Annotated in this window: 28 protein-coding genes and 1 other RNA gene; 16 read left to right on the forward strand and 13 right to left on the reverse strand. The window is 35.9% G+C overall.

The features are described from left to right. Positions 1-15 precede the first annotated feature (15 nt). The 4 genes from ACVYAD_RS18740 to ACVYAD_RS18755 all read left to right on the forward strand — a co-directional run bounded on the left by ACVYAD_RS18740 (position 16) and on the right by ACVYAD_RS18755 (position 4,392). Positions 16-705, forward strand: coding sequence for a response regulator (locus ACVYAD_RS18740; RefSeq protein WP_476427449.1), 690 nt, complete (start codon positions 16-18; stop codon positions 703-705). After that, positions 702-1,682: a sensor histidine kinase gene (locus tag ACVYAD_RS18745; RefSeq protein ID WP_476427450.1), complete on the forward strand. Its 981-nt coding sequence runs from the start codon at positions 702-704 to the stop codon at positions 1,680-1,682. Before ACVYAD_RS18740 ends, ACVYAD_RS18745 begins: the two co-directional genes overlap by 4 nt. Positions 1,683-1,796: 114 nt before the next feature. Then, positions 1,797-2,558 carry an ABC transporter ATP-binding protein gene (locus ACVYAD_RS18750; RefSeq protein ID WP_476427451.1) on the forward strand — a complete coding sequence of 254 codons (762 nt, stop codon included), beginning with the start codon at positions 1,797-1,799 and terminating at the stop codon, positions 2,556-2,558. Next, positions 2,548-4,392: an FtsX-like permease family protein gene (locus ACVYAD_RS18755; RefSeq protein WP_476427452.1), complete on the forward strand. Its 1,845-nt coding sequence runs from the start codon at positions 2,548-2,550 to the stop codon at positions 4,390-4,392. The genes ACVYAD_RS18750 and ACVYAD_RS18755 overlap by 11 nt, the downstream gene beginning before the upstream one ends. A 187-nt stretch (positions 4,393-4,579) precedes the next feature. Here ACVYAD_RS18755 and ACVYAD_RS18760 read toward each other — a convergent pair whose 3' ends face one another. Continuing rightward, positions 4,580-5,020, reverse strand: a complete 441-nt coding sequence (locus ACVYAD_RS18760; protein ID WP_349661822.1) for a DUF2269 family protein — start codon at positions 5,018-5,020, stop codon at positions 4,580-4,582. A 312-nt stretch (positions 5,021-5,332) separates the two neighbouring features. Between ACVYAD_RS18760 and ACVYAD_RS18765 the strand changes: the two genes are divergently transcribed. The 3 genes from ACVYAD_RS18765 to ACVYAD_RS18775 all read left to right on the forward strand — a co-directional run bounded on the left by ACVYAD_RS18765 (position 5,333) and on the right by ACVYAD_RS18775 (position 7,538). Continuing rightward, positions 5,333-5,917 (forward strand): DUF4352 domain-containing protein, encoded by a 585-nt coding sequence (locus tag ACVYAD_RS18765; protein WP_476427453.1) that lies wholly within the window; start codon positions 5,333-5,335, stop codon positions 5,915-5,917. A gap of 366 nt (positions 5,918-6,283) precedes the next feature. Continuing rightward, positions 6,284-6,922, forward strand: a complete 639-nt coding sequence (locus ACVYAD_RS18770) for a YfbR-like 5'-deoxynucleotidase (RefSeq protein WP_197144881.1) — start codon at positions 6,284-6,286, stop codon at positions 6,920-6,922. A 103-nt stretch (positions 6,923-7,025) separates the two neighbouring features. After that, positions 7,026-7,538, forward strand: coding sequence for a zf-HC2 domain-containing protein (locus tag ACVYAD_RS18775; protein ID WP_476427454.1), 513 nt, complete (start codon positions 7,026-7,028; stop codon positions 7,536-7,538). Between the two features lie 53 nt (positions 7,539-7,591). Here ACVYAD_RS18775 and ACVYAD_RS18780 read toward each other — a convergent pair whose 3' ends face one another. The 3 genes from ACVYAD_RS18780 to ACVYAD_RS18790 form a co-directional block, all read right to left on the reverse strand. Continuing rightward, on the reverse strand, positions 7,592-8,590 hold the full coding sequence (locus ACVYAD_RS18780) for an anti-sigma factor (protein WP_476427455.1): 999 nt from the start codon (positions 8,588-8,590) through the stop codon (positions 7,592-7,594). Next, positions 8,583-9,113 (reverse strand): sigma-70 family RNA polymerase sigma factor, encoded by a 531-nt coding sequence (locus ACVYAD_RS18785; protein ID WP_079563051.1) that lies wholly within the window; start codon positions 9,111-9,113, stop codon positions 8,583-8,585. Before ACVYAD_RS18785 ends, ACVYAD_RS18780 begins: the two co-directional genes overlap by 8 nt. A 239-nt stretch (positions 9,114-9,352) precedes the next feature. Next, positions 9,353-9,691 carry a zinc ribbon domain-containing protein YjdM gene (locus tag ACVYAD_RS18790; protein ID WP_476427456.1) on the reverse strand — a complete coding sequence of 113 codons (339 nt, stop codon included), beginning with the start codon at positions 9,689-9,691 and terminating at the stop codon, positions 9,353-9,355. Positions 9,692-9,937: 246 nt separating this feature from the next. Between ACVYAD_RS18790 and ssrS the strand changes: the two genes are divergently transcribed. The 3 genes from ssrS (at position 9,938) to ACVYAD_RS18805 (ending at position 12,219) form a co-directional block, all read left to right on the forward strand. Continuing rightward, positions 9,938-10,130, forward strand: a non-coding RNA gene (ssrS, locus tag ACVYAD_RS18795) — 6S RNA. 219 nt (positions 10,131-10,349) lie between these two features. Then, positions 10,350-11,507 (forward strand): CAP and S-layer homology domain-containing protein, encoded by a 1,158-nt coding sequence (locus ACVYAD_RS18800; protein ID WP_349661826.1) that lies wholly within the window; start codon positions 10,350-10,352, stop codon positions 11,505-11,507. A 469-nt stretch (positions 11,508-11,976) separates the two neighbouring features. Next, the gene (locus ACVYAD_RS18805) at positions 11,977-12,219 is read left to right on the forward strand and encodes a DUF3923 family protein (protein ID WP_476427512.1); all 243 of its coding nucleotides are present in this window, start codon (positions 11,977-11,979) and stop codon (positions 12,217-12,219) included. Between the two features lie 183 nt (positions 12,220-12,402). Here the strand turns inward: ACVYAD_RS18805 and ACVYAD_RS18810 are convergent, their stop codons facing one another. Both ACVYAD_RS18810 and ACVYAD_RS18815 read right to left on the reverse strand, forming a co-directional pair. Further along, complete coding sequence (locus tag ACVYAD_RS18810) at positions 12,403-13,584, reverse strand: NupC/NupG family nucleoside CNT transporter (protein WP_349661828.1); 1,182 nt, start codon at positions 13,582-13,584, stop codon at positions 12,403-12,405. A gap of 400 nt (positions 13,585-13,984) precedes the next feature. Continuing rightward, positions 13,985-14,548 carry a tetratricopeptide repeat protein gene (locus ACVYAD_RS18815; RefSeq protein WP_476427457.1) on the reverse strand — a complete coding sequence of 188 codons (564 nt, stop codon included), beginning with the start codon at positions 14,546-14,548 and terminating at the stop codon, positions 13,985-13,987. A gap of 156 nt (positions 14,549-14,704) precedes the next feature. On the opposite strand from ACVYAD_RS18815, the gene ACVYAD_RS18820 reads away from it, so the two are divergent. Then, positions 14,705-15,166 (forward strand): hypothetical protein, encoded by a 462-nt coding sequence (locus ACVYAD_RS18820; protein ID WP_349661830.1) that lies wholly within the window; start codon positions 14,705-14,707, stop codon positions 15,164-15,166. Between the two features lie 250 nt (positions 15,167-15,416). Here the strand turns inward: ACVYAD_RS18820 and ACVYAD_RS18825 are convergent, their stop codons facing one another. The 5 genes from ACVYAD_RS18825 to ACVYAD_RS18845 form a co-directional block, all read right to left on the reverse strand. Further along, positions 15,417-15,830, reverse strand: coding sequence for a VOC family protein (locus ACVYAD_RS18825; protein ID WP_476427458.1), 414 nt, complete (start codon positions 15,828-15,830; stop codon positions 15,417-15,419). Positions 15,831-15,991: 161 nt separating this feature from the next. Continuing rightward, entirely contained in the window at positions 15,992-16,618 is a 627-nt protein-coding gene (locus ACVYAD_RS18830; protein ID WP_476427459.1) for a kinase, read from the reverse strand. A gap of 290 nt (positions 16,619-16,908) precedes the next feature. Beyond that, entirely contained in the window at positions 16,909-17,574 is a 666-nt protein-coding gene (locus ACVYAD_RS18835; protein ID WP_476427460.1) for a 3-oxoacid CoA-transferase subunit B, read from the reverse strand. Further along, the gene (locus ACVYAD_RS18840) at positions 17,575-18,282 is read right to left on the reverse strand and encodes a CoA transferase subunit A (RefSeq protein ID WP_476427461.1); all 708 of its coding nucleotides are present in this window, start codon (positions 18,280-18,282) and stop codon (positions 17,575-17,577) included. Between the two features lie 107 nt (positions 18,283-18,389). Further along, on the reverse strand, positions 18,390-19,268 hold the full coding sequence (locus ACVYAD_RS18845) for a LysR family transcriptional regulator (RefSeq protein ID WP_476427462.1): 879 nt from the start codon (positions 19,266-19,268) through the stop codon (positions 18,390-18,392). 298 nt (positions 19,269-19,566) lie between these two features. On the opposite strand from ACVYAD_RS18845, the gene ACVYAD_RS18850 reads away from it, so the two are divergent. Then, a complete protein-coding gene (locus ACVYAD_RS18850) occupies positions 19,567-20,880 on the forward strand; it encodes a short-chain fatty acid transporter (protein WP_476427463.1) in 1,314 nt (437 codons plus the stop codon). A gap of 111 nt (positions 20,881-20,991) precedes the next feature. Here ACVYAD_RS18850 and ACVYAD_RS18855 read toward each other — a convergent pair whose 3' ends face one another. Beyond that, positions 20,992-21,621 carry a LysE family translocator gene (locus ACVYAD_RS18855; RefSeq protein ID WP_349661841.1) on the reverse strand — a complete coding sequence of 210 codons (630 nt, stop codon included), beginning with the start codon at positions 21,619-21,621 and terminating at the stop codon, positions 20,992-20,994. Between the two features lie 188 nt (positions 21,622-21,809). On the opposite strand from ACVYAD_RS18855, the gene ACVYAD_RS18860 reads away from it, so the two are divergent. From ACVYAD_RS18860 to ACVYAD_RS18875, 4 genes are all read left to right on the forward strand, one after another. Beyond that, positions 21,810-22,235 carry an SRPBCC family protein gene (locus tag ACVYAD_RS18860; protein WP_079563037.1) on the forward strand — a complete coding sequence of 142 codons (426 nt, stop codon included), beginning with the start codon at positions 21,810-21,812 and terminating at the stop codon, positions 22,233-22,235. Further along, on the forward strand, positions 22,232-22,558 hold the full coding sequence (locus ACVYAD_RS18865) for an ArsR/SmtB family transcription factor (RefSeq protein ID WP_349661837.1): 327 nt from the start codon (positions 22,232-22,234) through the stop codon (positions 22,556-22,558). The genes ACVYAD_RS18860 and ACVYAD_RS18865 overlap by 4 nt, the downstream gene beginning before the upstream one ends. Before the next feature lie 631 nt (positions 22,559-23,189). Continuing rightward, positions 23,190-23,321, forward strand: coding sequence for a helix-turn-helix domain-containing protein (locus ACVYAD_RS18870; protein ID WP_476427513.1), 132 nt, complete (start codon positions 23,190-23,192; stop codon positions 23,319-23,321). Next, positions 23,264-23,413: a zinc ribbon domain-containing protein gene (locus ACVYAD_RS18875; protein ID WP_476427464.1), complete on the forward strand. Its 150-nt coding sequence runs from the start codon at positions 23,264-23,266 to the stop codon at positions 23,411-23,413. The genes ACVYAD_RS18870 and ACVYAD_RS18875 overlap by 58 nt, the downstream gene beginning before the upstream one ends. Before the next feature lie 292 nt (positions 23,414-23,705). On the opposite strand, the gene ACVYAD_RS18880 is transcribed toward ACVYAD_RS18875, so the two are convergent. Next, positions 23,706-24,485: a YqhG family protein gene (locus ACVYAD_RS18880; RefSeq protein WP_476427465.1), complete on the reverse strand. Its 780-nt coding sequence runs from the start codon at positions 24,483-24,485 to the stop codon at positions 23,706-23,708. Positions 24,486-24,498: the final 13 nt, after the last annotated feature.

Below are 24,498 nucleotides of genomic sequence, written 5' to 3' on the forward strand. Positions count from 1 at the left end.
AGAAAGGTTGATACTATGTACAAAATTTACATAATAGAGGACGATATCAATATTTCAAAAATCATTGAGGAGCATTTATCAAAATATCAATTTGAATGCTATACCGTTCAACAATTTAATCAAATAGTAGAAGAATTTCAAGCAATTCAACCCCATCTTGTTATTATGGACATTAACCTACCAACCTATGATGGGTACTTTTGGTCGCGCAAAATCCGCCAGCTATCCAACTGCCCTATTATTATTGTATCTGCTCGTGTTAATGATATCGATCAAGTATATGGGATTGAAAATGGTGCGGATGATTTTATTACGAAGCCCTTCTCGCTAGATGTTCTTATGGCAAAGGTGAATGGTCTTATTCGCCGTACATACGGAGAATATGCTTCCTCCGATTCTAATTCGATCTCCATTGCAAATACAACATTAAATGCTAATACAGTTCGTCTTTACACCGAAAAGCATGAGAGCCTACTAACATTAAAAGAGATGCAGCTTAGCACATTACTATTTGAAGCTTATCCTAATGTTGTTCCTCGTCAAAAATTGTTAAGTGCCATTTGGGATGATGAAGCCTTCGTTGAGGAAAACACTTTATCTGTTAATATTGGCCGACTACGCAAAAAGTTCGAGGCGATCCAATCTAGACTAGAAATTAAAACAATTCGCGGACTTGGTTATCAATTAGTGGAGGCAGAAGAATGAAGCTCTTCTTTCGAGATCATGTAAGTGTAATTATTCTTTATTGTGTAAGCTTTCTATTATTACCCTGGATTATTCATTCCCTGGACGATTTAGCTTCGCACTATCTTTACTTTATCTTTCTCGTGAGCTTCCTATTTATCGTTTGGCTGATTGGACGTTATTTTCGAAGAAGAAAGCTCTATACTCATTTACAGAAGAGCACATTAACAGGCGATGACCTCCATCTGTATGAACCACAGGCTATGGTGGAGCAGGCCTATAGCCAAAAACTACGACAAATGCAATATCTATACTTAACACAGCAGCAATATTTAGAGGAGCAAGGGAAAGAAAAGCAGCTTGTACTTTCACATTTTGCCCATCAAATGAAAACGCCATTGTCGGTTATTCAACTGATGATCCAATCTAATGCAACTAACCAATCAGAGCACTTGCAAACAATTAATCAGGAATGTGATAAGCTGACGTTTACCTTGAATCAGCTACTAACTTATGAACGCACGTCCAATCTAGTGGCTGATTTAAAAATAGAAGCACTTTCATTAAAGGAGCTTACGAAGGAAGTTGTTAATGATTTAAAAGATTATTTCATCGCCAAAGAAATTTTTCCAAAAGTGACGATTGATGAACATACAATTATTTATTCAGATCGTAAATGGTTAAAGATTGTGCTTTATCAAATTATCAATAACGCCATTAAATATGCTGAGGCTGAAAGCTCTATTCAAATTATTTATGACGAAGCTACTTTACGAATTAAAAACTGTGGAGAATCAATTCCGGATAGTGAAATATCACGTGTCTTTGATTTATTTTATACAGGCATGAAAGGTAGAACAAGCGGTGAAGCAACAGGTATAGGCTTGTATTTAGTGAAAAAGATTTTGACTGTATTAGAGCACCCTTTTTCTTTACAATCCTATGAGCACATCACTACCTTTTCGATAGACTTTTCAAATAGCGTGAAAAAATCATGATGATAAGCCTAATATGACAACTTTGTCATATTGACGTCATTTAACCAAATAGGTAAAATACTGCTCCTTCTTTATACTTAAGCTATTCAATCGAAGTAAGGGAGTTGTTCAAAAATGGGAAGCTCAATCCTACAAGTGACCAATTTGCAGAAAGAATATATCGGGGAAATCACATACAAGGCGTTGAATGGCATAGATTTTCAGCTTAGTGAGAATGAATTCGTAGCCGTTATGGGGCCTTCAGGAAGTGGGAAAACTACTTTTTTAAATAGCGTATCAACAATCGATCGCCCTACTGCTGGCGAAATTCTTATAAATAATAGAAATCCATATTCTTTAGATGATGAGGAACTTGCAAAGTTCCGTCGTTCGGAATTAGGTTTTGTCTTTCAAGATTTTAATCTTGTCCACACGCTAACGGTGAAAGAAAATATTTTATTACCGTTAACTTTAGATAGTTTACCTGCCGATAAAATGCAGCAACGACTTCTACATGTATCTCAATTTCTTGGAATTGAAGAGCTTCTGCCAAAACGAATTTATGAAATTTCTGGTGGGCAAAAACAACGTGTAGCTATTGCTCGTGCGGTTATTCATGAGCCAAGTTTATTGTTGGCAGATGAACCTACAGGGAATCTCGATTCAAAAGCAGTAAACGATGTCATGCACTTATTTAGTTCGATTCATACTGAACTAAAAACTTCTATTTTAATGGTGACACATGATCCTTATGTAGCAAGCTTCGCCAATCGTATTATATTCATTAAAGATGGTAAATTATATAACGAAATTCATCGCGGTAATAATCGTAAACAATTTTACCAGGAAATCATGGACACACTTGCTTTTTTAGGTGGTGGACAGCATGAGCTTTAATCATATCGTTGTACAAAACATTTTACGTGATAAATGGACCTATATTTCGTATTTCCTTAGCAGTATGTTCTCGATCATTATTTTCTTTTTATTTACAGTCATTGCTTTTCACCCAAGTCTTGCTGGTTTAGATCCAGACTCAACACTTGGCCTTGCATTAATGTTAGCGAGTTTACTCGTTTATTTGTTTTCATTTATTTATATCGCCTATTCCATCATGGCCTTTTTAAAGAAGAAAACAAAAACACTAGGCATCTTTATGATTACTGGTGCATCCATGAAACAAATTCGTACACTAGTATTTCGAGAAAATATTCTTATTGGTGTAATGGCAATTATTACTGCAATTGTTTTTGGGCTTGTCATTGCACCGCTCTTCTTAATGGGCACCAAGGTTGTTTTAAAAGCAGAAACTTTCGGTATGTATATTCCGATTAAAGCAATCGTTTTAACTATTGGTTTATTCCTTGTATTATTTGTTGTTATCTCAAAAATAATGACAAGATTTATTAATAAAGAAGCATCAATTCAGTTATTAAAAAGTGATACTATCATCGAAAAGCCGATAAAATCACATTATCTTTTATTATTCATGAGCATTATGTTTTCCGTTGGTTTAGGCTATTTTTTAAAAATAGAACATGACATCGTAGGTAGTCTCGGTCTTCTTTTCTATGGAGCATTTTTCGTGAGTGCTCTTTCTACAATTTATCTAATCATCTCACAAGGAATGCGCTTCCTGCTAAAAGCTTTTGAGAGATCGTCAGCCTATATGAAACAAACGAATATGTTACTGGCTTCCAATCTCAATGCAAAAATGAAATCACATGCAAATATACTATTTTTAATCACTATTTTATTAAGCGGTGTATTTTTATGTACAAGCATTTTATTTAGTTCTTACTATAATGTTGAAAAAGATAGTGAGGCGAATTATCCATACAGTTTTCAGTATATCGCCCCTCCTAAGGCTGATCCAAGTAAGGTAGCAGCGGATATTGAAAGTATTGAAAAACAATTATCTACAGTGGATTCACAAAAATTTTTTATTGAGTTTAAATCGATTGAAAACCAACGACTCGGTTATATGTCAGTTTCCGATTATAACTTATTACACAATGAAAAGATTAGCTTAGGTGCAAATGAATTTATAGCAGTTACTGGTAATCGTCAAACATATCCTATTACTAATAGGAGTGATGACAAATATCTAAAGCAATTTAAGCTTGTATCTGTAAATGAAAAAAATCTATTATCAACAGGTTTCCAACAAACGTATTTTATTGTGCCTGATGAAGTTTATAACAGCATCGAATATCCTGTCTACAAAACCTATTTATTTGAGCTAGACAATTGGACAGCACATACAGAGCTGGCGAAAAAAATTATTGAGGATTTCCCACATATATTTGAGGAACGTTATGTAACGTCAAAAATTGAATTGTATGACGCGGAGATGTTTACAAAAAGTGTTATGTTCTTTATCGGCTCTATGTTGAGTTTGATTTTCTTAAGTGCAGCTATGAGCATACTCTACTTTTATTTACAAACGACACTTCTGCAGGAAAAAGAAAAGTATGTAGGCATACGGAAACTTGGTCTATCTAAAAAAGAGTTATTCACTGTGGTGTCTAAAGAGCTAGCAATCCTTATATTTGTACCATTCGCGATAGCCATTACGATGTTATTCGCTACCCTTTTTGCCATGCGAGCAATGGTTTCAACAGCATTTTTACAAGTCTCTATGGTAAGCTCTTTATGCTACTTTGCCCTGTTCTTCGGTAGTTATATATTTATTCGCAAAAGCTATTTCAAACGCTTGCTTAGCAATTGATGAAAAAAATTCGCACTCCTCTCAGGGTGCGAATTTTTCATATTGTTGAAAAATAATTTGGGTCAATGAAATAAAGGATGGCACTTCTGCAAAACGAAACTTCAGCCAACAGATTTTTTTTGCGCGAAAGCGCAGTGAAACGTAGAGGCAGCAACATTAAAAAAACTTATGGTGCGATTTTTATTCTTTACCAAAGCACAGGTTTTGCTACCATTAGCCATAACATAATTAGCAATAACAAAATGTACATCCATGCTTTGCGATGTAGTAATGAAGCAAATTTTTGTTGGTCATAGGCAGGTGTATTGAATGTCTGTAATGTCGGTTTGAACGCTCTTGCTAAAAAAACAATGGAGGCAAACATCACGAGGAATGTAAGAACAATCCACGAGGTACTCCAATGATAGCCTGCATGCCACATTAATAAAATCCCGGATACAACAAGAACATGCCCTGAATGCTTGACGATCGTAATTGCTCCTTTAAATGCCTCAATATAAGGTGACATTTCAACATGAGACGCTGTACGCATTTTCTTAACAATTGTAAGAACAACGAACAAAGGCCCAATCGAAAGAACAGCACTTAAAATATGTATGTAAAGAAGAATTGTATAAATTGAAATCATGTTGCGTACTCCCCTTTTCACGGAATCGAAAAGGATTTCCTTGTGCTAGCACAAAGCCGATTCCGGACGCAATTATGCGGACACATAATTGATTCATTCCCCCTCATTATAGCATTCAACACAAGTGCGCTTTATCGCCAATTGTGAATCCTTTGTAAACGCAAATTGAATCATAATTAGATCCTTGCTTAGCAGCAGACTAATTACAGTTAACTGTTCTTATTTTCCATTATAATTTTACTACTGACACATTATAGTAAATTTGGTATAGTTTCGTATGAACAAATTATTACATATTAAAGGAGAGTTACTATGAAGAAATTTTTCAAATTTGGATGCGGCGGATTAATAGCCTTAATCATTCTTGGAGTAATTATCGCTGCACTTGGCGGTGGTGATAATTCAACTAAGGATAAAGGGAATGGAAAACAACCAGCTTCTACTGAGGTTGGAAAAAAAGACGATAAAGATAAAGTTGTCGGAATCGGTACAGCACTAGAAGTTGGAGATGCAGTCTTTACACTTAATGGCGTAGAATTAGCGGATCAAGTAGGACCTTCTGTATTACCGAAAAAAGCAAGTGGAAAATACGTTGTGCTAGATGTTACTTACAAAAACAATGGAAATAAAGCTGTAACTATTGATGCAAGCTTCTTTAAATTACAACGAGGTGAAAAAACATACGAATCTGATAGTGTTGCAAGTATGTCTGCAAACCAAGGTAATGATGGAAACATTCAAAACAGCTTCTTCTTACAAGAAGTAAATCCAGACATGGAGATCAAAGGGAAGGTTGTGTTTGACCTTGCTCCAGAAGTAGCAGAAGCAACTGATTTACAACTTCAAGTACAAACTGGTATTTTTGGTACTGAAACAGGTTTAATTAATTTAAAATAATTATCTAAGCCGCTCAAACGAGTGGCTTTTTTCTACAATAAATTTGAGAATCTTGATCAGTTTTTCAAATGACTTAATAAAAATTCCTCCCCCTGTGTTTATAAACTTTCTTATTGGGGAAAATTTAATATACCCTTTACAATATATTAAAGAAGTAAAAAACATGATTAATCAACACATTTAAAGCAATACCGAAAAGAATAGCCTATCATAATTGGAGACACCGTAGGCAATGATGTTATGTGACAGTTTGTTCCTGACAATAATAGCAAATATGCTTGGTGATACACCTAGATAATTGTAAATTTGTATCCCTAGACTCTTCGAAACATATTATAGTAACATGCACATATAGAACAAAAAGGAGTGATTTTTATAGGTATTCATCAATTTTTTACAAGTCTTAATGATTTAGAGCGTATTATTCGATGCCCTGGACGTTTCAAATTCGAAGAGCACAATGTGGCTGCTCACTCTTGGAAGGTATCACAGTATGCAATGTTTTTTGCCACACTTGAGGAAATGAATGGAGCTACGATCAATTGGAAATCATTATATGAAAAAACCATCAATCACGACTTTGCTGAAGTATTTATCGGCGATATTAAAACTCCGGTAAAGCACGCAAGCCCAGAGCTAAAAAAAATGCTTGCACATGTGGAAGAAAAAATGATGGAAAAATTCATTATTGATGAGATTCCGCAAGAGTTTCAAGCTGTCTTTATTGAGCGCATGAAAGAAGGTAAAGACAGCACTATAGAAGGTCGCCTCCTCGAGTTTGCTGATAAGCTTGACCAATTTTATGAAGCCTTTGCGGAGCTAAAACGCGGAAACACAGATAAAGAATTTGTGTATATGTATCAATCCGCTCTTTCCAAGCTTTTAGCTATTCCACTCGAAGCTACGGTTCACTATTTCCGTACTGAGATCCTGAAGGATGCTGTGAAAGAAAAAACACATATTGATATTCAAGCTTTGACAAATGAAGTGTTAACATCAAATTAAATAGGTGCATGTACAAGTTTTCCGAACGAATGAACTCGCGGAAGGCTTTTTTTATTTCCTCCAAAAAGTCGTATAATAGAAAGGAGCGATTGGAGGGAAGCTTTTGTCACAGGAATGTTCAATTGTAGAGGATTTATTACCTTTGTATAAAAAACAAGCGATTCAAGCAACTACTATTCAATTTGTCGAACACCATTTAGCTAATTGTGAGCATTGTCGGCAGCTCGCTACTTCAAAGCAAGCACTAGGCAATCCTTTACTTATGAAAAAAACAGTATCATTTTTCCATCTTGTTTTTATCGTACTATCCTTTATGTTTGCCATTAACTCTTCCTTACTTGGCAATCAAACAAGCTTTGTTGTATCGTACGCAATTTTCGGCTGTCTTACTTATTTCTTTTACAAAAATATTTGGATTGTTTTTGCCATCAGCTCTGTACCTGTTTTTGTATGGGCTATTATTGACAATATCAATAACCCACTCTATGTCACCTACTACTCTTTTGCAGAAATCGGTACACTGTTGATTGGAGCTAGCTATATAGCACTTTTACATACTATTTTCGCACTAATCGGTGCTGCTTTTGCTATTTTATTTCGTAAGTTTAAAAGATAATGTTCCACCTTGCAGAAAGAAGTTGTCTCAAGTATTTGAGACAACTTCTTTCATCACCAATTATACCCGTTCATAAGTTCAACATCCCCTAGCATTACATTAGAAATACCTTCTAAATCTCGAAGCATCCATAGTTGCTTTGTCGGCCCTGTTACAACAGCGCCATAAGCTTGAAATCCATTCTTTTTTATATAATCATAGCGTTCTTGTAAATGACTTAAACCTAGAAATCCTTCATAATAGCTTTCCTTTTCAGTTAAAAGCTTTTCCATATTTTTCAGCATCCAACGCTGGCTATCCCTCAAACTTGTATAGTCCTGTGCTTCAGATATATGTGAATAATCATCACTAACTGTTAAGCCACCTGATAGCCCGAATCTATCATAAATTGTAATTGTGCCACTACTGCGGTCATAAGAAGTTGGCTCAAAGGATTTAAACTCACCTGTATATAATGGCATCCAAACGATTCGGACACCGTACGGAGCAAGCATTTTTTCCAATTCTTTAGGCTCTTTAAATGTTAAAGTCGAAAATGCCATTTCCGCTACAGCTCCCTCAGGCAACTTATCCAACGCCTTCCATACATTGTTGTTAAGTTGAGATGAGGTTGCTTTTCCCGTCACAGGATCTTCTGGTAAATTAAAATTAAATTGTTGTGAAGTATCTGTCGACGATAAGTTCATACTCATAGATGAATTAGAATTTAACATTGATTTTTCAACACGCATTTCACCAACTACTACTTTTTCCTTTCCTACCTGTTTCTCAAGTGAATAACTTATTTTTTGTGTTAGTAATGGTGTTATTTCTGCAGGCAAATCCATAGAATATTGACCTTTAATATTTGGATGTTGCCATTCAAGTACTATTAAAGAATTATAAGCATGCTTAAGATCAGGACGCGTTTTTTCAAAAACAATGGACACCCCTGCTATATAGAGAGCATAAATAATGAGGCATATTAGCAATATACGTAGTACTCGAAATGTTAACGCAAAACGATATTTTCTTAAAATCTTTTTTTCATTCTCCTGCGACCATTCAGTCATGTTGAAAACCTCCATTCTTTTTTACTATTTCTTCTAACCTTTTGCGGGCACGATGCAAAAGTATTTTCACCTGCCCCTCAGAAAGCTCTAGTGCCTCCTGCAATTCTAAGTAGGTGAATTGTTCATATTCACGTAAATATAAAATCGTTCGGTAATTTTCTGGCAAAAATTTCAGTAACGCCTGTACATCTTGTGCCACTTCTTGCGTTAAAAAATCCTCTTCTGGTAACCCATATGGACTTAGCATTTCATCTTTCCAAAATAAGTGTGCGAACGGAATTGTCCTTCTTCTCTTTTGCTTGCGCCATTCATCTAGGTACGTGTTCCGTGCTACTTTGAATAACCATGCTCTCACATCCTCTTCTTTATAAAACGACAACGATACCGTGGCTCGCACAAATGTTTCTTGAACTAAATCTTCCGCTATATGTACTGATCCAGACATCTTCAGCAGAAAATAATATAACGATTTCGCGTATTTCTCATAAAGTTGCTCTAGCTCGTTTTTCCGCTGTCTGTCCATGCCCTCTCCCCTCATTTCGTTTATTCCCAAGTAAAACGTATATCTTTCCTAAATGTTACAGTAATTACTAATTTTTATTAAAATTAATTTTACCTTGTTGTAATTGCGTCTGGATTTTGAATTGTGCCCACACAATTGATATTTAGACACTTACTGAATAAAAATAAAAAAGAGTCGATTTAGAATATCCTTCCAACATTAAGTTGGAACGCTTCATTTCACGACTCTTTTTTCAGTAATTATGCTTTTTTTACGAACTCTGACTTTAATTTCATTGCACCAAAGCCATCGATTTTACAATCAATATTGTGATCGCCTTCAACGAGACGAATGCTTTTCACCTTTGTCCCAATTTTTAATGTTGAAGAACTACCCTTAACCTTTAAATCCTTAATAACTGTAACAGAATCGCCGTCCGCAAGTAGATTGCCATTAGCATCCTTTACGATTAGCGTATCTGCCTCCTGCTCCGTCCCATCAGTGCTCCACTCATGTGCGCATTCTGGACATACAAAGTTCGTTCCATCCTCATATGTGTATCCAGAATTACATTTCGGACAATTTGGATAAGCTGCCATTTCTGCTTCCTCCCTATACTTTTTTCTAGGTAATCCCTATATATGCCCCTTTATCTTACATACTCCGCCCTACTAAGTAAAGGGTGTTCGTATTTTTCGTTCGCATTTGTGAATAAAGTATGAATCGGTTTTATGTTTTTGGAGATATATCATTTTGAAAACGTTTGAATTGGGACACTCACCCATTGACTTTTTTGTACAAACCATCTTACTTGCAAGTTTGTTTAACATGCCTTATTATATCCTTAAAGGCTGCATTGTTCGTACAATATTAAGTTTTAACCTTTAAGCTGTAAAAGGGAGTTTTATTATTGGAGTTGGAATGACGGGCCTCACACCATGGTGCATGAGGATAAGCAGGAAAGCTTCTGCGAACACCCACTTTGAGGAGTGGTGGTTTAAAACTTTCTATAATAACTACGGCATACGCGGCTTTTTAATTTTTAATCATACGGCCACAAGGCTTTTGAACGAATCACCCTTCATTATTGGAGGGTGATTTTTTTATGCGATTTTCTATCGTGCGCAAAATTTAAAACCAACCCTGAAAAAGCAAAAAAGCCCTCAAATTGAGTAGCCTTTGTAATTGGAATCTTAAGAATGAAATGTAAAATTAAATAACCTTCTGTTAGTATTAAAGGATAGGAGGAGGAATTATATGAGATTAATTACTTTTATTACTACGTTATTGTTGGCATTTGTAATAATGCCTATAGGAAACGTTCATGCGGCTTTGACTCAATTTAGTGATGTTTCTGAGAAGCATAGTAACTATGAGGAGATAATGTATTTGTTAGAGAAGGGAATCGTAGCGCCTACGAAAACATATGGCGTGAATGATATTGTAACGCGTGAGGAAGTTGCGGTTATGATAGCAAAAGCAGTCGGACTTAGCGGTACTCAAAGACCTACAAATTTCAACGATGTCCCTGAACATAGTCCAAATAGTGGTTATATCCAGTCTGCAGTTGAACAAGGAATTATTAAGGGCTATGATGATGGCACATTTAAGCCAAACGTAAAAGTTACACGTGGTCATATGGCTACTTTCATCGCACGTGCCTTTAATTTACCAAGTGGCAAACAAACTTTTAAAGATGTTCCTAAAAATAGCACAGCATATGAAGCGGTCCAACAACTAGTTGCAGCGGGAATTACGAATGGCTATGAGGACGGGACATTTAGACCTTCGAACAATTTAACTAGAGGTCATTTTTCAGCATTTTTAGCACGCGCGCATAAATATGAAAATGCTACTGAAGAGAAGGAAGCTGTTGAAGAGCTAATAATCACCGAAAAGCCATACATAATAGATTTAGATTATTTAACAGATGAAGAAAAAGAATTGGCAACATTAATCAATGAATACCGAGAATCATTAGGGCTGAATCCATTCACAATTTCAAGGTCACTAACTACAGTAGCGAGGGCGCATGTAATCGATTCTAATAATTATTCTCCATCACAAGGGGTGGATCAGCGGGGAATTGATTGTAATTTACATAGTTGGTCTGCCAATGGTTCTTGGTCACCAGTTTGTTATACAGGCGACCACCAATATGCCAAACAAATGTGGGATAAACCGCGCGAATTAACGTCTTACAATGGAAATGGCTACGAAATTTCAGCTAGAGGTGGCATGGGTATAAGTCCTTCACGTGCGCTTGACTTGTGGAAAAATTCTACGGGACATAACAATGTCATTATCGGTGCTGGAAGTTGGTCCACGTTAACAGTAATGGGTGTAGGGATTAATGGAGACTATGCACATGTGTGGTTTGGAAAAGAGCCTGATCATGCTTTACCAATAGAGTAATTAAGCATAAATAGGGTTCCTACCAACAAAACGCTGAAAACATATGCTAAGGACTCGTTTAACAACCTATCCAATAATCCATGTCCAGTATAGATTAAATATTAGGTTTTTGAACACTCTCGAATGGCTTTAGATCAAACAAATCACCTTCCATTATTGGAGGGTGATATTTTTTTATTAACATGAGCTGATATTGGTTATCTTTTTTGTTCAATTAATTAGTCATTTCTTTTTTGAATTGTAAGGGAATCAGTCTTAGGGCTGAGAGAAAGCACCGCCTAAAGTTTGTTTCTAACTAAAAAGGAAAAGTGTTACAATTAAACAATAAAGGCAAAATATCAATCGGAGCATTAAGGTTTATCAACAAAAATCTGGGATAACTTTTATTAAACAGCGTCTTGATTTTAGAATCCTCATTGATTTTCGTTCTTGTGCGACTCATGAATAGAAAGGAGAAATTATTTTGGGTATGAAAATATGGTGGGCCCTAAATATTGTATGGCTATTCATTTTTGCTGCTGGAGCAATATTTATTGGAGTAAGAACGGTTGATTTTGCAGGGGTAGTTCAAACTCCTGAACTTAAAATGATAGCTTTCATTATTTTGGGTATTGTATTTTTATTCGTTGTACTATTCCAACTAATACTACTCATTTTTATTCATTTTGCTCGAAAAGGTGCCACTAATACTTCAACAAACAGAGGATCTTAACAACGGTGGTCTTTGTAGTTTTCTAAGTCACTTTAAAGTGGCTTTTTTATATGGCTGAAGTTAAAATACCTCATGTTGTTGGACCTATTTAGCCATCCACGATTGCAATAACCACGCATTTTAATCATAAAAAAAATGCCCCCTATAGATGTGTCTATCTATTGGAGGGCAGTTCAACTTTTATTAAATTACGAAACCTACAATTGTAGCCGTTAAAATACTAACGAGTGTTGCTCCATACAACAACTTTAAACCAAAACGAGCAACTATATCCCCTTGTCTTACGTTCAAACCTTTTACCGCTCCAGCAATAATACCGATAGATGCAAAGTTTGCAAAGGATACAAGGAAGACTGAAATAATACCTACTGTATGTGCACTCATAGACTTCGCTGCTTCTCCAAGGCTTGTCATTGCAACAAATTCATTCGTTACTAATTTAGTCGCCATAATTCCTCCGGCAGTAATAGCCTCCGCCCAAGGTACACCCATTAGGAAAGCAATTGGTGCAAAGATATAACCTAAAATATCTTGGAAGGATATACCTAAAATCATATCAAATAGTGAATTGATTAAATCCATTAATGCTACGAAACCGATTAACATAGCTCCAACAATGATAGCTACTTTAAAGCCATCCATGATATATTCTCCAAGCATTTGGAAGAAAGTTTGCTTATGCTCATTTTCAATTTTTAAAATATCTTCGCTTTCTTCTACTGTATACGGGTTAATAATTGAAACAATAATAAATCCGCCAAACAAGTTCAATACGATTGCCGTTACAACATATTTCGGTTCAATCATCGTCATATATGCACCAACAACAGACATAGAAACGGTCGACATTGCCGATGCGCATAATGTATACATACGCTGTGGATTAATTTTATCTAATTGCTTTTTTACAGTAATGAATACTTCAGATTGACCTACCATTGCAGACGCAACAGCATTATATGATTCCAATTTCCCCATGCCATTTACTTTACTTAAAAGTAAACCTATCCATTTCATGAAGAAAGGAAGAATTTTAAAATGCTGTAAGATCCCTATCAATGCAGATATAAATACAATTGGTAATAACACATTTAAGAAGAATGAATACTCCCCTTCATTTGCTAAACCACCAAAAACAAAAGTTATGCCCGTACTTGCGTAAGACAATAATTGATCAAATACTTTTGTAAATCCTTTAATTAGAACATAACCAAACTTTGTATTTAACAGTAATGCTGCAAATAAAAATTGGATGATCAACATAATAATTATGTTTTTATATTTTATTTCTTTTCTGTTTTTACTCATTAACAGAGCTAAAACAAAAACAAGTAGCAATCCACAAATGGATATTAAGTAATTCATGAGTTCCTCCAATATTGATAATTTTTAGGATTTAGATATCCGAAACTACAAAGACATTTTTTTGCTCATTATGCTCCGTTATTGACACTTAAATAACAGCCATAAATGTAAAACTGAAAGTATGTAGTTAGACGTCAGACAAATAACTTCACTATACCATTGTTTTTAGTAGCAATTCAATAGTTAAAAGAAAAAAACTCTACGAAAAGTGTATACGCTTACACGATTGCTTTATAAAAAAAGACCATCATGTCTGATGGTCTCCGCTTACTACAAGGTTTTGTAAAATTAATGCAAATTATACTGATTTAAATGAACTTATGAAGATAAATTATCACTCATAAATCCTTCAATTTATTTTATAAAAATATGTGATTTTTTACGGCAGATACTTAGTTGTTCATTTTTTTATAAAATTCAATGCTTGTCGGGTAGATTTAATAAGTGATACATCACCTTTAAATTCTCTTAACTTTAATGTTTCTTTAAAGCATTTTTCTGCCTCTGCAATTTCTCCTAATTCTAACAAACACTTTCCTCTATGTTGCATGGCAAAGTCCACATATAAAAAATTATTGTTTGCCTTACATTTATCTAAAACATCGTTGAAGATTTCTAATGCTTCCATTGGATTACCATTATATTTAATTGCCTCCCCTAGGCGTATTAATGACACGATTTCTCGATTGCTATCGTTCTGGTCGCAGGCAATTATAATGCATTCCGATAAAATATTAATGGCTTTTTGTGGTTCTCCGTAAATTCTATATAAATTCCCCAGCGTTCCCATTAGAAAATATTTCTCATCTTCACTCTTTGTATTTACAAGTAAATTTTCAGCAATGTCTATCATTTCTTTTAATCTAAACGGATTAGAAGTTTTTTCACGAAGATACTCATTGTGATCAAAATAAATGATTTCACTTATTGTCAAAAGACAGTTTTTAAACTCTGAAAAGCTCATTTTTGAATACCTCCAATTGTTTTTTCTGACCTTTAGCGTGAACCGCACTTAAAACGAGGATGTAACTCCATGTTAATCTTGAAAAAAGCTATCTTCTTTTTGTATAATTCCTCTCCATTTTGCGCATATATGGTAGTAACAAGGGAGGTTATTACATTGAAAAAGTTATTTTATTTATTTTTACTAGCCACACTTTTATTATCAGCTTGCGGGAAAAATACTGCTCCAAAGGAAGTTGCTGTCGATAAAGATAAAAATACTTCAGTTGAAGATATAGTAGGAGCTATCGTTAAAAATAAATTCACTGTGGAAGAAAAGAATGGCACCGTATCAATCTCTATACAGGATACTGATGTAAAAAAAGGTATGAAAAATCAAATGCTAAAGGATTCCACTAAAATATTTGCAGAGCTGTCTAAGCTACCTAGTGTTAAAACTCCATCTATTAGTTGGTCTGCTCCGTTAACAGAACCAAATGGGAACAAATCTATGAATGAACTGTTAAATATTTACTTCAGTGAGGAAGATTTTAAAAAGACTAATTGGGCAAACTATACCCAGCTAGATATTGAATCTACTGCTACTCATTATCATCAAGAGGCTTCTTTAGGACAATAGAGCATTTCAATGACAAGATACCCCCTTGCGTATACACAAAGGGGTATCTTTTTAATTGCTTCAACTAAAGATTTTTGTAATAAATTTCCTATCAAACGCCTTTTCTTTCCTTCCCTATTAAAGGCGGCACTTTAATACCACTCGGGGTATAAAAGATAGAAAATTTTTACCTGCCGCTTTGCTTTCGGTACTTAAAACATTTGTACCTGTCGCTTTGCTTTCGGTACTTAAAACATTTGCTGAAAAGAATTTAAATCCCCTCTGTGTTCATTAATACTAGTCGCCAGCCATCGGGATCTTCAATTGTGACGCCTTTTTCAGCCCAATATGTATTTACTGGCTCCACCTCAGGATAGCCCATTTGCAATAAGCGTTCGGCAATACGCTGTATGGTTGCACGCTTTGGAATATATAGTACGAGCAAATTATCCTTTGTTGGTGCTGGGCAAGGACTTCCTTCAATATGCTCTATAAATTCTAAATGATAGCTGGCATTCGGAAGACCAATCATGATGCCAGTGTAGCCTCGATGTCCTGAAAAAGAGCCTATTTTTTCTAACCCTACGCCTTCGCAATAAAATTTTTCAATTTCCTTTATTTTATCAGTCGGTCTAGCTACGCGTACCTGTGCCACCTGTAATTCATCTGACCATTGTTGTCTCATAGTTAATTTTCTCCTTTTCCATCATTGTATAATAGCAAAATAAAGCTAGAGAACAGCCAATAGTCTGAAAAATCACAATCAACGTTTATGCTCTTCAGAAATACCGCGCTTGAAGGCAAAATACCCGCGAAATCCATGTAAATACCCGCGAAGCGAAAATTCTACTTTAACGAATCACAAATTTTATCTGCAGCTGCTAATGGATTTTCTTTTTCTAAATAATATTCCTCAGCTGACCAATATCTTCTTTGGTACTTATTTAGTCGTTCTTGAAAATCGCCAATATAGGTATCCCGTTGTAACACCCTTTCCTCTCGAACTGTTCGAGGGATGTCTAGAAATAAACGATAATCATAAAAGTTCTTCCATTCATGTCTTAAAAGGAATACTCCCTCGATCACAAGAATACTATTCGTTTTTAATTTTATTTTTCTATCGTTAACGGTATCTGATGATTGATTATAAAATGGGAGTTGGAATTGTAACTTGTTTTTATGCAAAGGTAACAACATACTATTTCTAATCAATTCAACATCCCATTGTAAATAATAGTATTCATACCATTCTGCATGGCCAGTATCATAACGTTTACTGCTTTCTACGATGTAATTATCGATATGGATTAATTCTACAGCACAAATCGATTGTAGCTCCTCCGCCAGTTTGTTAGCTACAGTGGACTTGCCTGCACCACCTAATCCATCAATCGCAACAATGAACGGTCTCTCTTTTATAGACCTATCTCTAAATCGCTTTATAATATCGCACTTCAGCTCATGTATATCCATTTATTGTTACTCCTAATAAAAAAAATAACCAGCTCTATCAAAGAACTGGTTTCATTTAATTTATGATGATCAATTATGCCTTGGTATAATTGCGTCTGGAATCGGCTTTGTGCTTAGGCCTGCACGATGCAGGTCAGTTCGCCGTTATCGCATGGATGCGATGATCTTAGGCTAACATCCCCTAAGCACTCCTTTCCGATTCCGTGACATCTGCCAGAGACTTTAACTTCTTTCAGCGGGTGTTTGGACATCTACCGAAAAATAGCTTAAATCCGTATTCATCTCACCATCTATAGAGGTGGGAGACATTTGCTGAAAGAAGTTAAGGCAACACTAAAAGAAGCAGCGGTCTTCTCTTTTACTTCCTCTAACGCGACACCTTCTGCTAGTTCTATAAGCTGCATCCCTTCATCTGTAAAATCGAAAACAGCCAAATCTGTAATTAATCTATGCACAACGCCTTTTCCGGTTAACGGTAGCTCACATCGTTTTTTTATTTTTGACTCACCGTTTTTATTGACATGCTCCATCACGACGACTACTCTTTTCGCCCCGACTACAAGGTCCATAGCGCCTCCCATACCTTTCACCATTTTTCCCGGAATCATCCAGTTCGCGAGGTCCCCCGTTTCAGATACTTCCATGCCACCTAAAATAGCCAGATCGATATGGCCTCCACGAATCATGGCAAATGATTCGGCACTGTCGAAGAAGGAGGCACCTGGAACTGCAGTGACCGTTTCTTTACCTGCATTAATTAAATCAGGATCGACCACGTCTTCTGCTGGATATGGACCAATGCCAAGAAGCCCGTTTTCTGATTGTAAAAGGACGTCATAATCAGATGGAATTGCATTGGCTACTAGCGTTGGAATACCAATACCTAAATTGACGTTCATGCCATTTTGTATTTCTTTTACTGCTCTATTTACTATTCTTTGTCTTGTATCAGCCATTTACGCATCCCCCTTTTTCACCGTCAAACGCTCAATACGCTTCTCATAATTGCCACCTAGTAAAACTCGCTGCACGAACACACCAGGTGTATGAATATGATCTGGATCTAGCTCTCCAACTTCAACAATTTCTTCTACTTCTGCAATCGTAATTTTTCCTGCCATTGCAGCTAGTGGATTGAAGTTACGTGATGTTTTTTTGAAAACTAAATTGCCAAGCTTGTCCGCCTTCCATGCTTTGACTAGTGCAAAGTCTGCGACAATACCTTTTTCTAAAATATATTCCTTGCCATCAAAAACCTTTACTTCTTTCCCCTCAGCGATTGGTGTTCCGACTCCAGTAGCTGTGTAAAAACCCGGAATCCCAGCTCCGCCAGCTCGCATGCGCTCCGCTAACGTACCTTGTGGTGTCAATTCTACTTCAAGCTCCCCGCTTAAAAATTGCTGCTCAAAAATTTTATTTTCACCTACATAGGATGCGATCATTTTTTTGATTTGTTTATTTGCTAATAAAAGACCTAAACCCCAATCATCCACACCGCAGTTATTGCTTATGACCGTTAAGTCCTTTGTTCCCTTTTGGACTAGCGATGCAATAGATTTTTCAGGGATTCCACATAGCCCGAAGCCCCCTACTGCTAACGTATCTCCATCTTTAATATCGACGATGGCCTCCTCAAACGAATTCCACACTTTCCCCTTCCCCATATCGAAACCCCCTAAAATTTCTCGTTTATTAAGAAAAATTCTACCTTACTATCATTTTATAAGTAAAGGAATAAATTAGAATACTATTTATTCTAAAAGTGCATAAATCAATTTTCAGAACGTATTGTATGGAGTAGTTGCTTTAATGCAAAGGATTGATAAGTATTTTTCTTCGTAATAACGCCTAAACGCCATGGCATGTCAAAGTTAAGTAACGGAACAATTTTGACATTTCTGTTCGTCTGCTTTGCGGCAATTGAATATGGTAAAAGTGTCACTCCTAAGTTCGAGGATACTAGCTCCACTATTAAATCCCACTGTGAGCTTTTATAGCCGATTATTGGTGTAAACCCTACACTTTTACATGATTTAATAACATAATCATGTAATGTGAATTCCTCTGTAAAGATAATGAATGTTTCATTTTTTAAATCTTGTAATCGAATATGTTCTTGCTGAGCTAGAGGATGGGACTCATTGATAAAGACAAAAAATTTGTCTTCCACAAATGATTGGACAGAAAATTTCCTTTCATCTGTAGGTATAACGACAATTCCCATATCAACATCACCATTCTCTACTAACGTTCCGATCATTTTAGCTCCCCGTTCCACAAGCTCTAAATGCACCTTAGGATATTGCTTATGAAACTTTCGAGCAATTTCAGGGAAAAATAGTGTGCCGATTAGCGGCGGAATTCCTAATTTAATCGTACCTGTTTTGATGTTCGATAAATCATCCAATAATATATGTAAATCGTGTACTGAACGTATTATTTTTTGTCCTTGTTTATAAACAATACTACCAGCGTCTGTTAATTCTATATTACGTGTAGATCGGTTTAACAACTCTACATGAAGAGCATTCTCCAACTTTTTAATGCTTTTGCTTAATGAAGGCTGTGATATAAAGCATTCATTAGCTGCCTTTGAAAAACTCCTATGTTCAACAACGGTCATAAAAGCTTTTAAATCTCGCAACTCCATATAGATACCCCCTATTTATTCTAATTTGTTATAAAAAATATTCCAAAACTCCCTATGTAGTAATAGATTCTCCTCATTTTCTACTTATCCTTCTTCTTAAAAACATGTGGACTAAACACAATAGCCATAAGGCTTTGTTATGATTTAAATCACAGTTTATTCCGCGACAGTAATCATTCGTTTATTTCTACATTACGTTCGTTTTATCGTTCTTGATTCCTATTTTATCTTTCTTTATTCATTTCCCTATGTACAATTAGCCATAAGGGATGGTAGAAAAGGAAAGGGGATTTCAAACATGAAAACGTTAACAAGAATTTCAAATGCTATCATGGAAAAATATTTACCTGATCCATATATTTTTGTCACTATACTAACAGTATTAACGTTATTATTAGGGGTTGCATTAACAGATGCTTCTCCGCTCGATATGGTGACATATTGGGGAGGTAGTTTTTGGAGTTTACTAGAATTTACAATGCAAATGGTGATTGTCTTAGCTGCAGGCCATATTTTAGCGAATAGTCCTGTTTTTAAAAAAGGATTAGCAGCCATTGCAAGTAAAATAAAAACACCCGGTATGGCCATTATTATTGTTACATTTGTATCGCTAATCGCTTGCTGGATTAACTGGGGATTCGGACTTGTCATTGGCGCCCTATTTGCAAAGGAAATTGCTCGTCATGTTAAAAAAGTAGATTATCGTTTATTAATTGCTAGTGCCTATTCTGGCTTTGTTATTTGGCATGGTGGATTAGCTGGCTCAATTCCGTTATCCATCGCAACTGAAGGTCATAAGTTTGCGGATATTATGGGGATTATCCCAACAAATATTACATTATTTTCAACGTATAACTTGTTTATAGTCATTGTGATTGTCTTCACATTACCATTCTTTAATCGTTGGATGATGCCAAAAGAAGAAGACTCGGTCGAGGTTGACCCTACTTTATTAGTAGAGGAAAAAACAAAGTTGCCTAAACCTGAAAATAACTTTGCTAGCCGTTCTGAAAGAAGTTATATTTTAACAATTTTAATCGCTATTATTGGACTCGTATTTTTAGTACATCATTTTATGACGAAAGGCTTTGTTCTAGATTTAAATGTGATCAATACGATTTTTATTGTGTTGGGGATCATTTTTCACGGAACACCACAGCGTTTCCTAGCTGCTGCACAGGATGCTATTAAAACAACAACAGGCATCGTTTTTCAATTTCCGTTTTATGCAGGGATTATGGGTATGATGACCGCTTCTGGTTTAGCTGCTGTATTCTCAGAATGGTTTGTCAATATTTCCAATGAACATACTTTCTATTTGTTTACATTTTACTCTGCAGGACTTGTTAACTTCTTTATACCATCAGGCGGTGGACAATGGGCGGTACAAGCTCCTATTATGCTAGATGCTGCAACCACTTTAGGTGCTGACTATGCTAAAACTGCCATGGCAATCGCGTGGGGTGACGCTTGGACAAATATGATTCAGCCGTTCTGGGCACTACCAGCCCTTGCCATTGCTGGCTTAAAGGCTAGAGATATAATGGGCTTCTGTTTATTCATTTTAATCTTCACCGGCATTATTATTAGCATTGGCTTCCTGTTCTTCTAGTTGGATATAAAGTACTTCACGGAATATTTATCCGTGAAGTTTTTATTTTTAGAAAAGTGATCCCTACTACTAAAATAAATTTCCCCAAAAATTTAGCCGCAAAAAAAGCCCTTAATGGGCTTTTTCTAATGCCAATTTAATGCCAAAGCCAATTAATACTGCACCTGTCAATCCTTCGATTACAGCTTTCGTCCTTGGCTTTTTCATAAATGCGCTAATTTTATCTAATAAGTAAACATAAAACACAAACCAAAATCCTGTTAATGCAGTATAAATTAGTCCCATAATAAGAAACGGTATAAATGTACCACTCTTACCATCTACAAACTGAGGTAAAAATGTGAGAAAAAATACAGCCACCTTTGGGTTTGTTACGTTCGTTAAAAAGCCTTGCTTAAAGCATGATTGCTGCGAATATTTATGATCAATTTGGGTCTCATCTTGCACTACAGGAGGCTGCGAACGTATTGTTCGTAATGCCCATAAAGTTTTGATTCCTAAATAACATAAATAGACCGCTCCGACGTATTTTAAAATGGCAAATACATATGCTGACTTTACAACAATCGCGGAAAGTCCAATAACCGCTGCAAATGTATGAATCAATAATCCACAGCACGAACCGATTAAAGTCTGTAAGCCCCCTTTTCTACTTACGGTAAGTGTATTTTTTGTTGCAATCGCCGTATCTGGACCAGGCAAAATAATTAATAAAATACACATTAATAAAAAGACAGACATGTTCACCACTTAAATACCCTCCCTTTTAATCAGAAAATTATAAAAATAATTTTAACATATGTACAATTACATCAAAAGACGTAATGAGAAAATTTATCCAAAGTAATTATAATTGACATGCAACCATAAGGTGTTATATATTCATAACACCTTATGGTTATATTTTTTTATAAAGGAGTTCATTTTAAATGACAGAAAAACTAGAGAATATCGTTAAAACAGTTACACTCAATGCACCGATTGAAAAAGTATGGGAAACAGTAACAGACGCTGAAAAGATTGCTTCTTGGCTTATGCCAAACAATTTCAAGCCAGTTGAAGGGCATGAATTTACAATACAATCACCGTTTGGTCCTTCACCATGTCGAGTAGAACAAGTAGATGCTCCTCATTTTGTTCGTTTTGCGTGGGATACAGATGGATGGTTTGTCACTTTTGAACTGAAGGAAATTGGTGAGCAAACAGAATTTACATTAACCCATGGTGGCTGGAAAGAAGCTTCACATATCATTCCTAAAGCTAACATGCCTGCTGAAGCTATTCGTACAACAATGGATGGTGGCTGGACAATGCTTATCGGCAAAAAATTAAAAGAAGTTGTGGAATCACAATGACACCACTTGCTGTAAAGTATGATGTTTTTCAAGCAATTGCTGATCCAACAAGACGTCATGTCCTACAGCTACTTGCCTCAAGTGATAAACCGATCTCACTTATTTCTGAGAATTTTTCTATTAGCCGAACTGCTGTCGTAAAGCATTTAAAAATTTTAGAACAAGCTGAGCTAGTCTCTTCTCAGAAAAAGGGACGAGAAAAAGTGTACACATTACATGCCGAAAAACTTAAAGAAATTGAAGATTGGCTACAGTATTTTGATTTATTTTGGGTAATTAAACTGTTACAACAAACTTTTACAAGCCTATACAAACCTGTATAGAAGCATAGATTTATAACAGAATACCCTTCGTATCAAGCGATTGGTGCGAACTCCACGTTAATTGCTTTTAACTCCTAAAGCCTTGTGACCAACGCGGAGCTGGAAACGGCAGACGTAACGGTGCGAAAGCAGAAAAAACAACAAGGATGGCATAAGCTGAAAAAAATTACTCAGTGTCCGTAAAGGATCATCGTGACAACGGAAAACGGTGGCGCTAAGTGCTTTGGAAATGGATGTTTAGCAGCGAAACTCCTAAATCTCTCATGAGACAAGGAAGACGTTCAACGACTATCTCCTTGAGGGAGAGTAAAACCGCAAGCGAATGGCGGAAGAAAAATGTGGCTCTTATCAGAGGATAAGATGAAGATATAGTCTGCGCTTATGTGAAAGCATAAGAGGTCTACTCGTGAGAGAAAGACTGCATGAAGGGTTGCGCCTTCATGTGAACAAGAAAGACATATACAACTATAAAAATGTTAACAACCTCTCTAAATAGGGTAATGTGATTTTATCCTAGTGAAAGAGAGGTGGTACGCATGGAATGAATGTCCATTGGGAAATTTGCTAAACAAAAGTTGGTCATTGGCTATTGTCGAGTCAGTACATCAAGTCAAGGTGAAAAACAATGATAATGGCGACAAAGATAAGACTAAAGCTAACTAAAGAACAAGAGGTTTTGTTTTGGAAGTCTGCGGGGACTGCGAGATGTGGTATCCATCATCCAGAACTTGTTCTAGTTGTGGACAAATCAAATTCGATTTGAGACTGAAAGACAGATTATTTATCTGCTCTTGCGGATTAAAACTGGATAGAGATTTGAATGCAAGCATCAACTTAGCAAATTACTCAATCTAAGGAATTTAACTGAAACTAAGCCTTAGATGTGTACGCAACGATACTGCGGAATTTAAGCCTTTGGAGAGTCATACTAAATGGCAGTAGCTTTTTGCGAAACCAGACTCAGAGAATAAGGAAGACACAAATACGAAAGTCGGAAGATATAAGTTGTGTCACAGTAGAGATGTCTACATTTTTTAAGAAATGTTTATATTTTTCGTATCGGATAATAAATTGGCGCAACTACAAAGTATTTTTGAAGAAGATTAAATGACAAGGAGCTGTCCCTCCTAATAGGACAGCTCCTCGTTTAATAAAGATAAAATATTCCACCATTAATAATTTCTATTTTAATTTTTGTATCGTATTGTTCCTCTAACGCCTTCTTTTCAACATCATAGCATTCGGGTTTGTCATCTTCCTCTTCATAAAAATAATCGAGTACTCGCTGATCACGTTGCCATCGGTTTTTGGCTTCAGTAGCCCATGAATGATCATCTTGTTCAATGATTTTTTCAATAGTAGCATTTAATCTTTCAAGTGCTCTAAGGGGCTTTATAATAAATTGTACATGAAAAGCATTATCTGCTGGAACAGTGTCAAAATCGGATGTACATATCGTTTCTTGAAAATCCTCTTTTATGACCCCAGTTAGCAAGTTTATACCAAATGAATAAAGCATTTCTTTCGTTTGGTCGCAGCAATACGACACTTTAAAATTAACACCTAACCATGGCGTAAGGATAACTTGCCCTATTGCGGTATCCACCTTCTCAAAAAGCTGAACATAAGCTCCTAGCTCCCTCGTTGCTTGAAAAAGCTGGTTCATTCTCGGAGAACCGAAATGAATAGCTTCGCCATAAAGGCTCCCAGCTGATGCCGTTTGATCTGTAATGAAAGTTACTTGGGCTGGATTTGCCTCCGTATTTGTAGCTTCTACGTATTGCCAATAAAAAGGGCGATTCATTATTCTTTTATCAATATCAACAGTTAATTGTACCGTGAGATAATGCTGATCTTCCCTTAAAATAGGGCAATCATTTTCATTAAAAAATTCTCGTAAATAACTATGAACTTGCTGTGGATACATAGTCCTTCTCCCT

This window comes from Lysinibacillus sp. G1-3 (assembly GCF_056322905.1).

Excerpts from the sequence above, each read along its gene's own strand:
- ACVYAD_RS18740 (WP_476427449.1), top strand. The coding sequence starts at position 16 with ATGTACAAAATTTACATAATAGAGGACGATATCAATATTTCAAAAATC.
- ACVYAD_RS18745 (WP_476427450.1), top strand. The coding sequence starts at position 702 with ATGAAGCTCTTCTTTCGAGATCATGTAAGTGTAATTATTCTTTATTGT.
- ACVYAD_RS18750 (WP_476427451.1), top strand. The coding sequence starts at position 1,797 with ATGGGAAGCTCAATCCTACAAGTGACCAATTTGCAGAAAGAATATATC.
- ACVYAD_RS18755 (WP_476427452.1), top strand. The coding sequence starts at position 2,548 with ATGAGCTTTAATCATATCGTTGTACAAAACATTTTACGTGATAAATGG.
- ACVYAD_RS18760 (WP_349661822.1), bottom strand. The coding sequence starts at position 5,020 with ATGATTTCAATTTATACAATTCTTCTTTACATACATATTTTAAGTGCT.
- ACVYAD_RS18765 (WP_476427453.1), top strand. The coding sequence starts at position 5,333 with ATGAAGAAATTTTTCAAATTTGGATGCGGCGGATTAATAGCCTTAATC.
- ACVYAD_RS18780 (WP_476427455.1), bottom strand. The coding sequence starts at position 8,590 with ATGACTGAATGGTCGCAGGAGAATGAAAAAAAGATTTTAAGAAAATAT.
- ACVYAD_RS18785 (WP_079563051.1), bottom strand. The coding sequence starts at position 9,113 with ATGGACAGACAGCGGAAAAACGAGCTAGAGCAACTTTATGAGAAATAC.
- ACVYAD_RS18790 (WP_476427456.1), bottom strand. The coding sequence starts at position 9,691 with ATGGCAGCTTATCCAAATTGTCCGAAATGTAATTCTGGATACACATAT.
- ACVYAD_RS18800 (WP_349661826.1), top strand. The coding sequence starts at position 10,350 with ATGAGATTAATTACTTTTATTACTACGTTATTGTTGGCATTTGTAATA.
- ACVYAD_RS18805 (WP_476427512.1), top strand. The coding sequence starts at position 11,977 with ATGAAAATATGGTGGGCCCTAAATATTGTATGGCTATTCATTTTTGCT.
- ACVYAD_RS18810 (WP_349661828.1), bottom strand. The coding sequence starts at position 13,584 with ATGAATTACTTAATATCCATTTGTGGATTGCTACTTGTTTTTGTTTTA.
- ACVYAD_RS18815 (WP_476427457.1), bottom strand. The coding sequence starts at position 14,548 with ATGAGCTTTTCAGAGTTTAAAAACTGTCTTTTGACAATAAGTGAAATC.
- ACVYAD_RS18825 (WP_476427458.1), bottom strand. The coding sequence starts at position 15,830 with ATGAGACAACAATGGTCAGATGAATTACAGGTGGCACAGGTACGCGTA.
- ACVYAD_RS18830 (WP_476427459.1), bottom strand. The coding sequence starts at position 16,618 with ATGGATATACATGAGCTGAAGTGCGATATTATAAAGCGATTTAGAGAT.
- ACVYAD_RS18835 (WP_476427460.1), bottom strand. The coding sequence starts at position 17,574 with ATGGCTGATACAAGACAAAGAATAGTAAATAGAGCAGTAAAAGAAATA.
- ACVYAD_RS18840 (WP_476427461.1), bottom strand. The coding sequence starts at position 18,282 with ATGGGGAAGGGGAAAGTGTGGAATTCGTTTGAGGAGGCCATCGTCGAT.
- ACVYAD_RS18845 (WP_476427462.1), bottom strand. The coding sequence starts at position 19,268 with ATGGAGTTGCGAGATTTAAAAGCTTTTATGACCGTTGTTGAACATAGG.
- ACVYAD_RS18850 (WP_476427463.1), top strand. The coding sequence starts at position 19,567 with ATGAAAACGTTAACAAGAATTTCAAATGCTATCATGGAAAAATATTTA.
- ACVYAD_RS18855 (WP_349661841.1), bottom strand. The coding sequence starts at position 21,621 with ATGTCTGTCTTTTTATTAATGTGTATTTTATTAATTATTTTGCCTGGT.
- ACVYAD_RS18860 (WP_079563037.1), top strand. The coding sequence starts at position 21,810 with ATGACAGAAAAACTAGAGAATATCGTTAAAACAGTTACACTCAATGCA.
- ACVYAD_RS18865 (WP_349661837.1), top strand. The coding sequence starts at position 22,232 with ATGACACCACTTGCTGTAAAGTATGATGTTTTTCAAGCAATTGCTGAT.
- ACVYAD_RS18870 (WP_476427513.1), top strand. The coding sequence starts at position 23,190 with ATGGCGACAAAGATAAGACTAAAGCTAACTAAAGAACAAGAGGTTTTG.
- ACVYAD_RS18875 (WP_476427464.1), top strand. The coding sequence starts at position 23,264 with ATGTGGTATCCATCATCCAGAACTTGTTCTAGTTGTGGACAAATCAAA.
- ACVYAD_RS18880 (WP_476427465.1), bottom strand. The coding sequence starts at position 24,485 with ATGTATCCACAGCAAGTTCATAGTTATTTACGAGAATTTTTTAATGAA.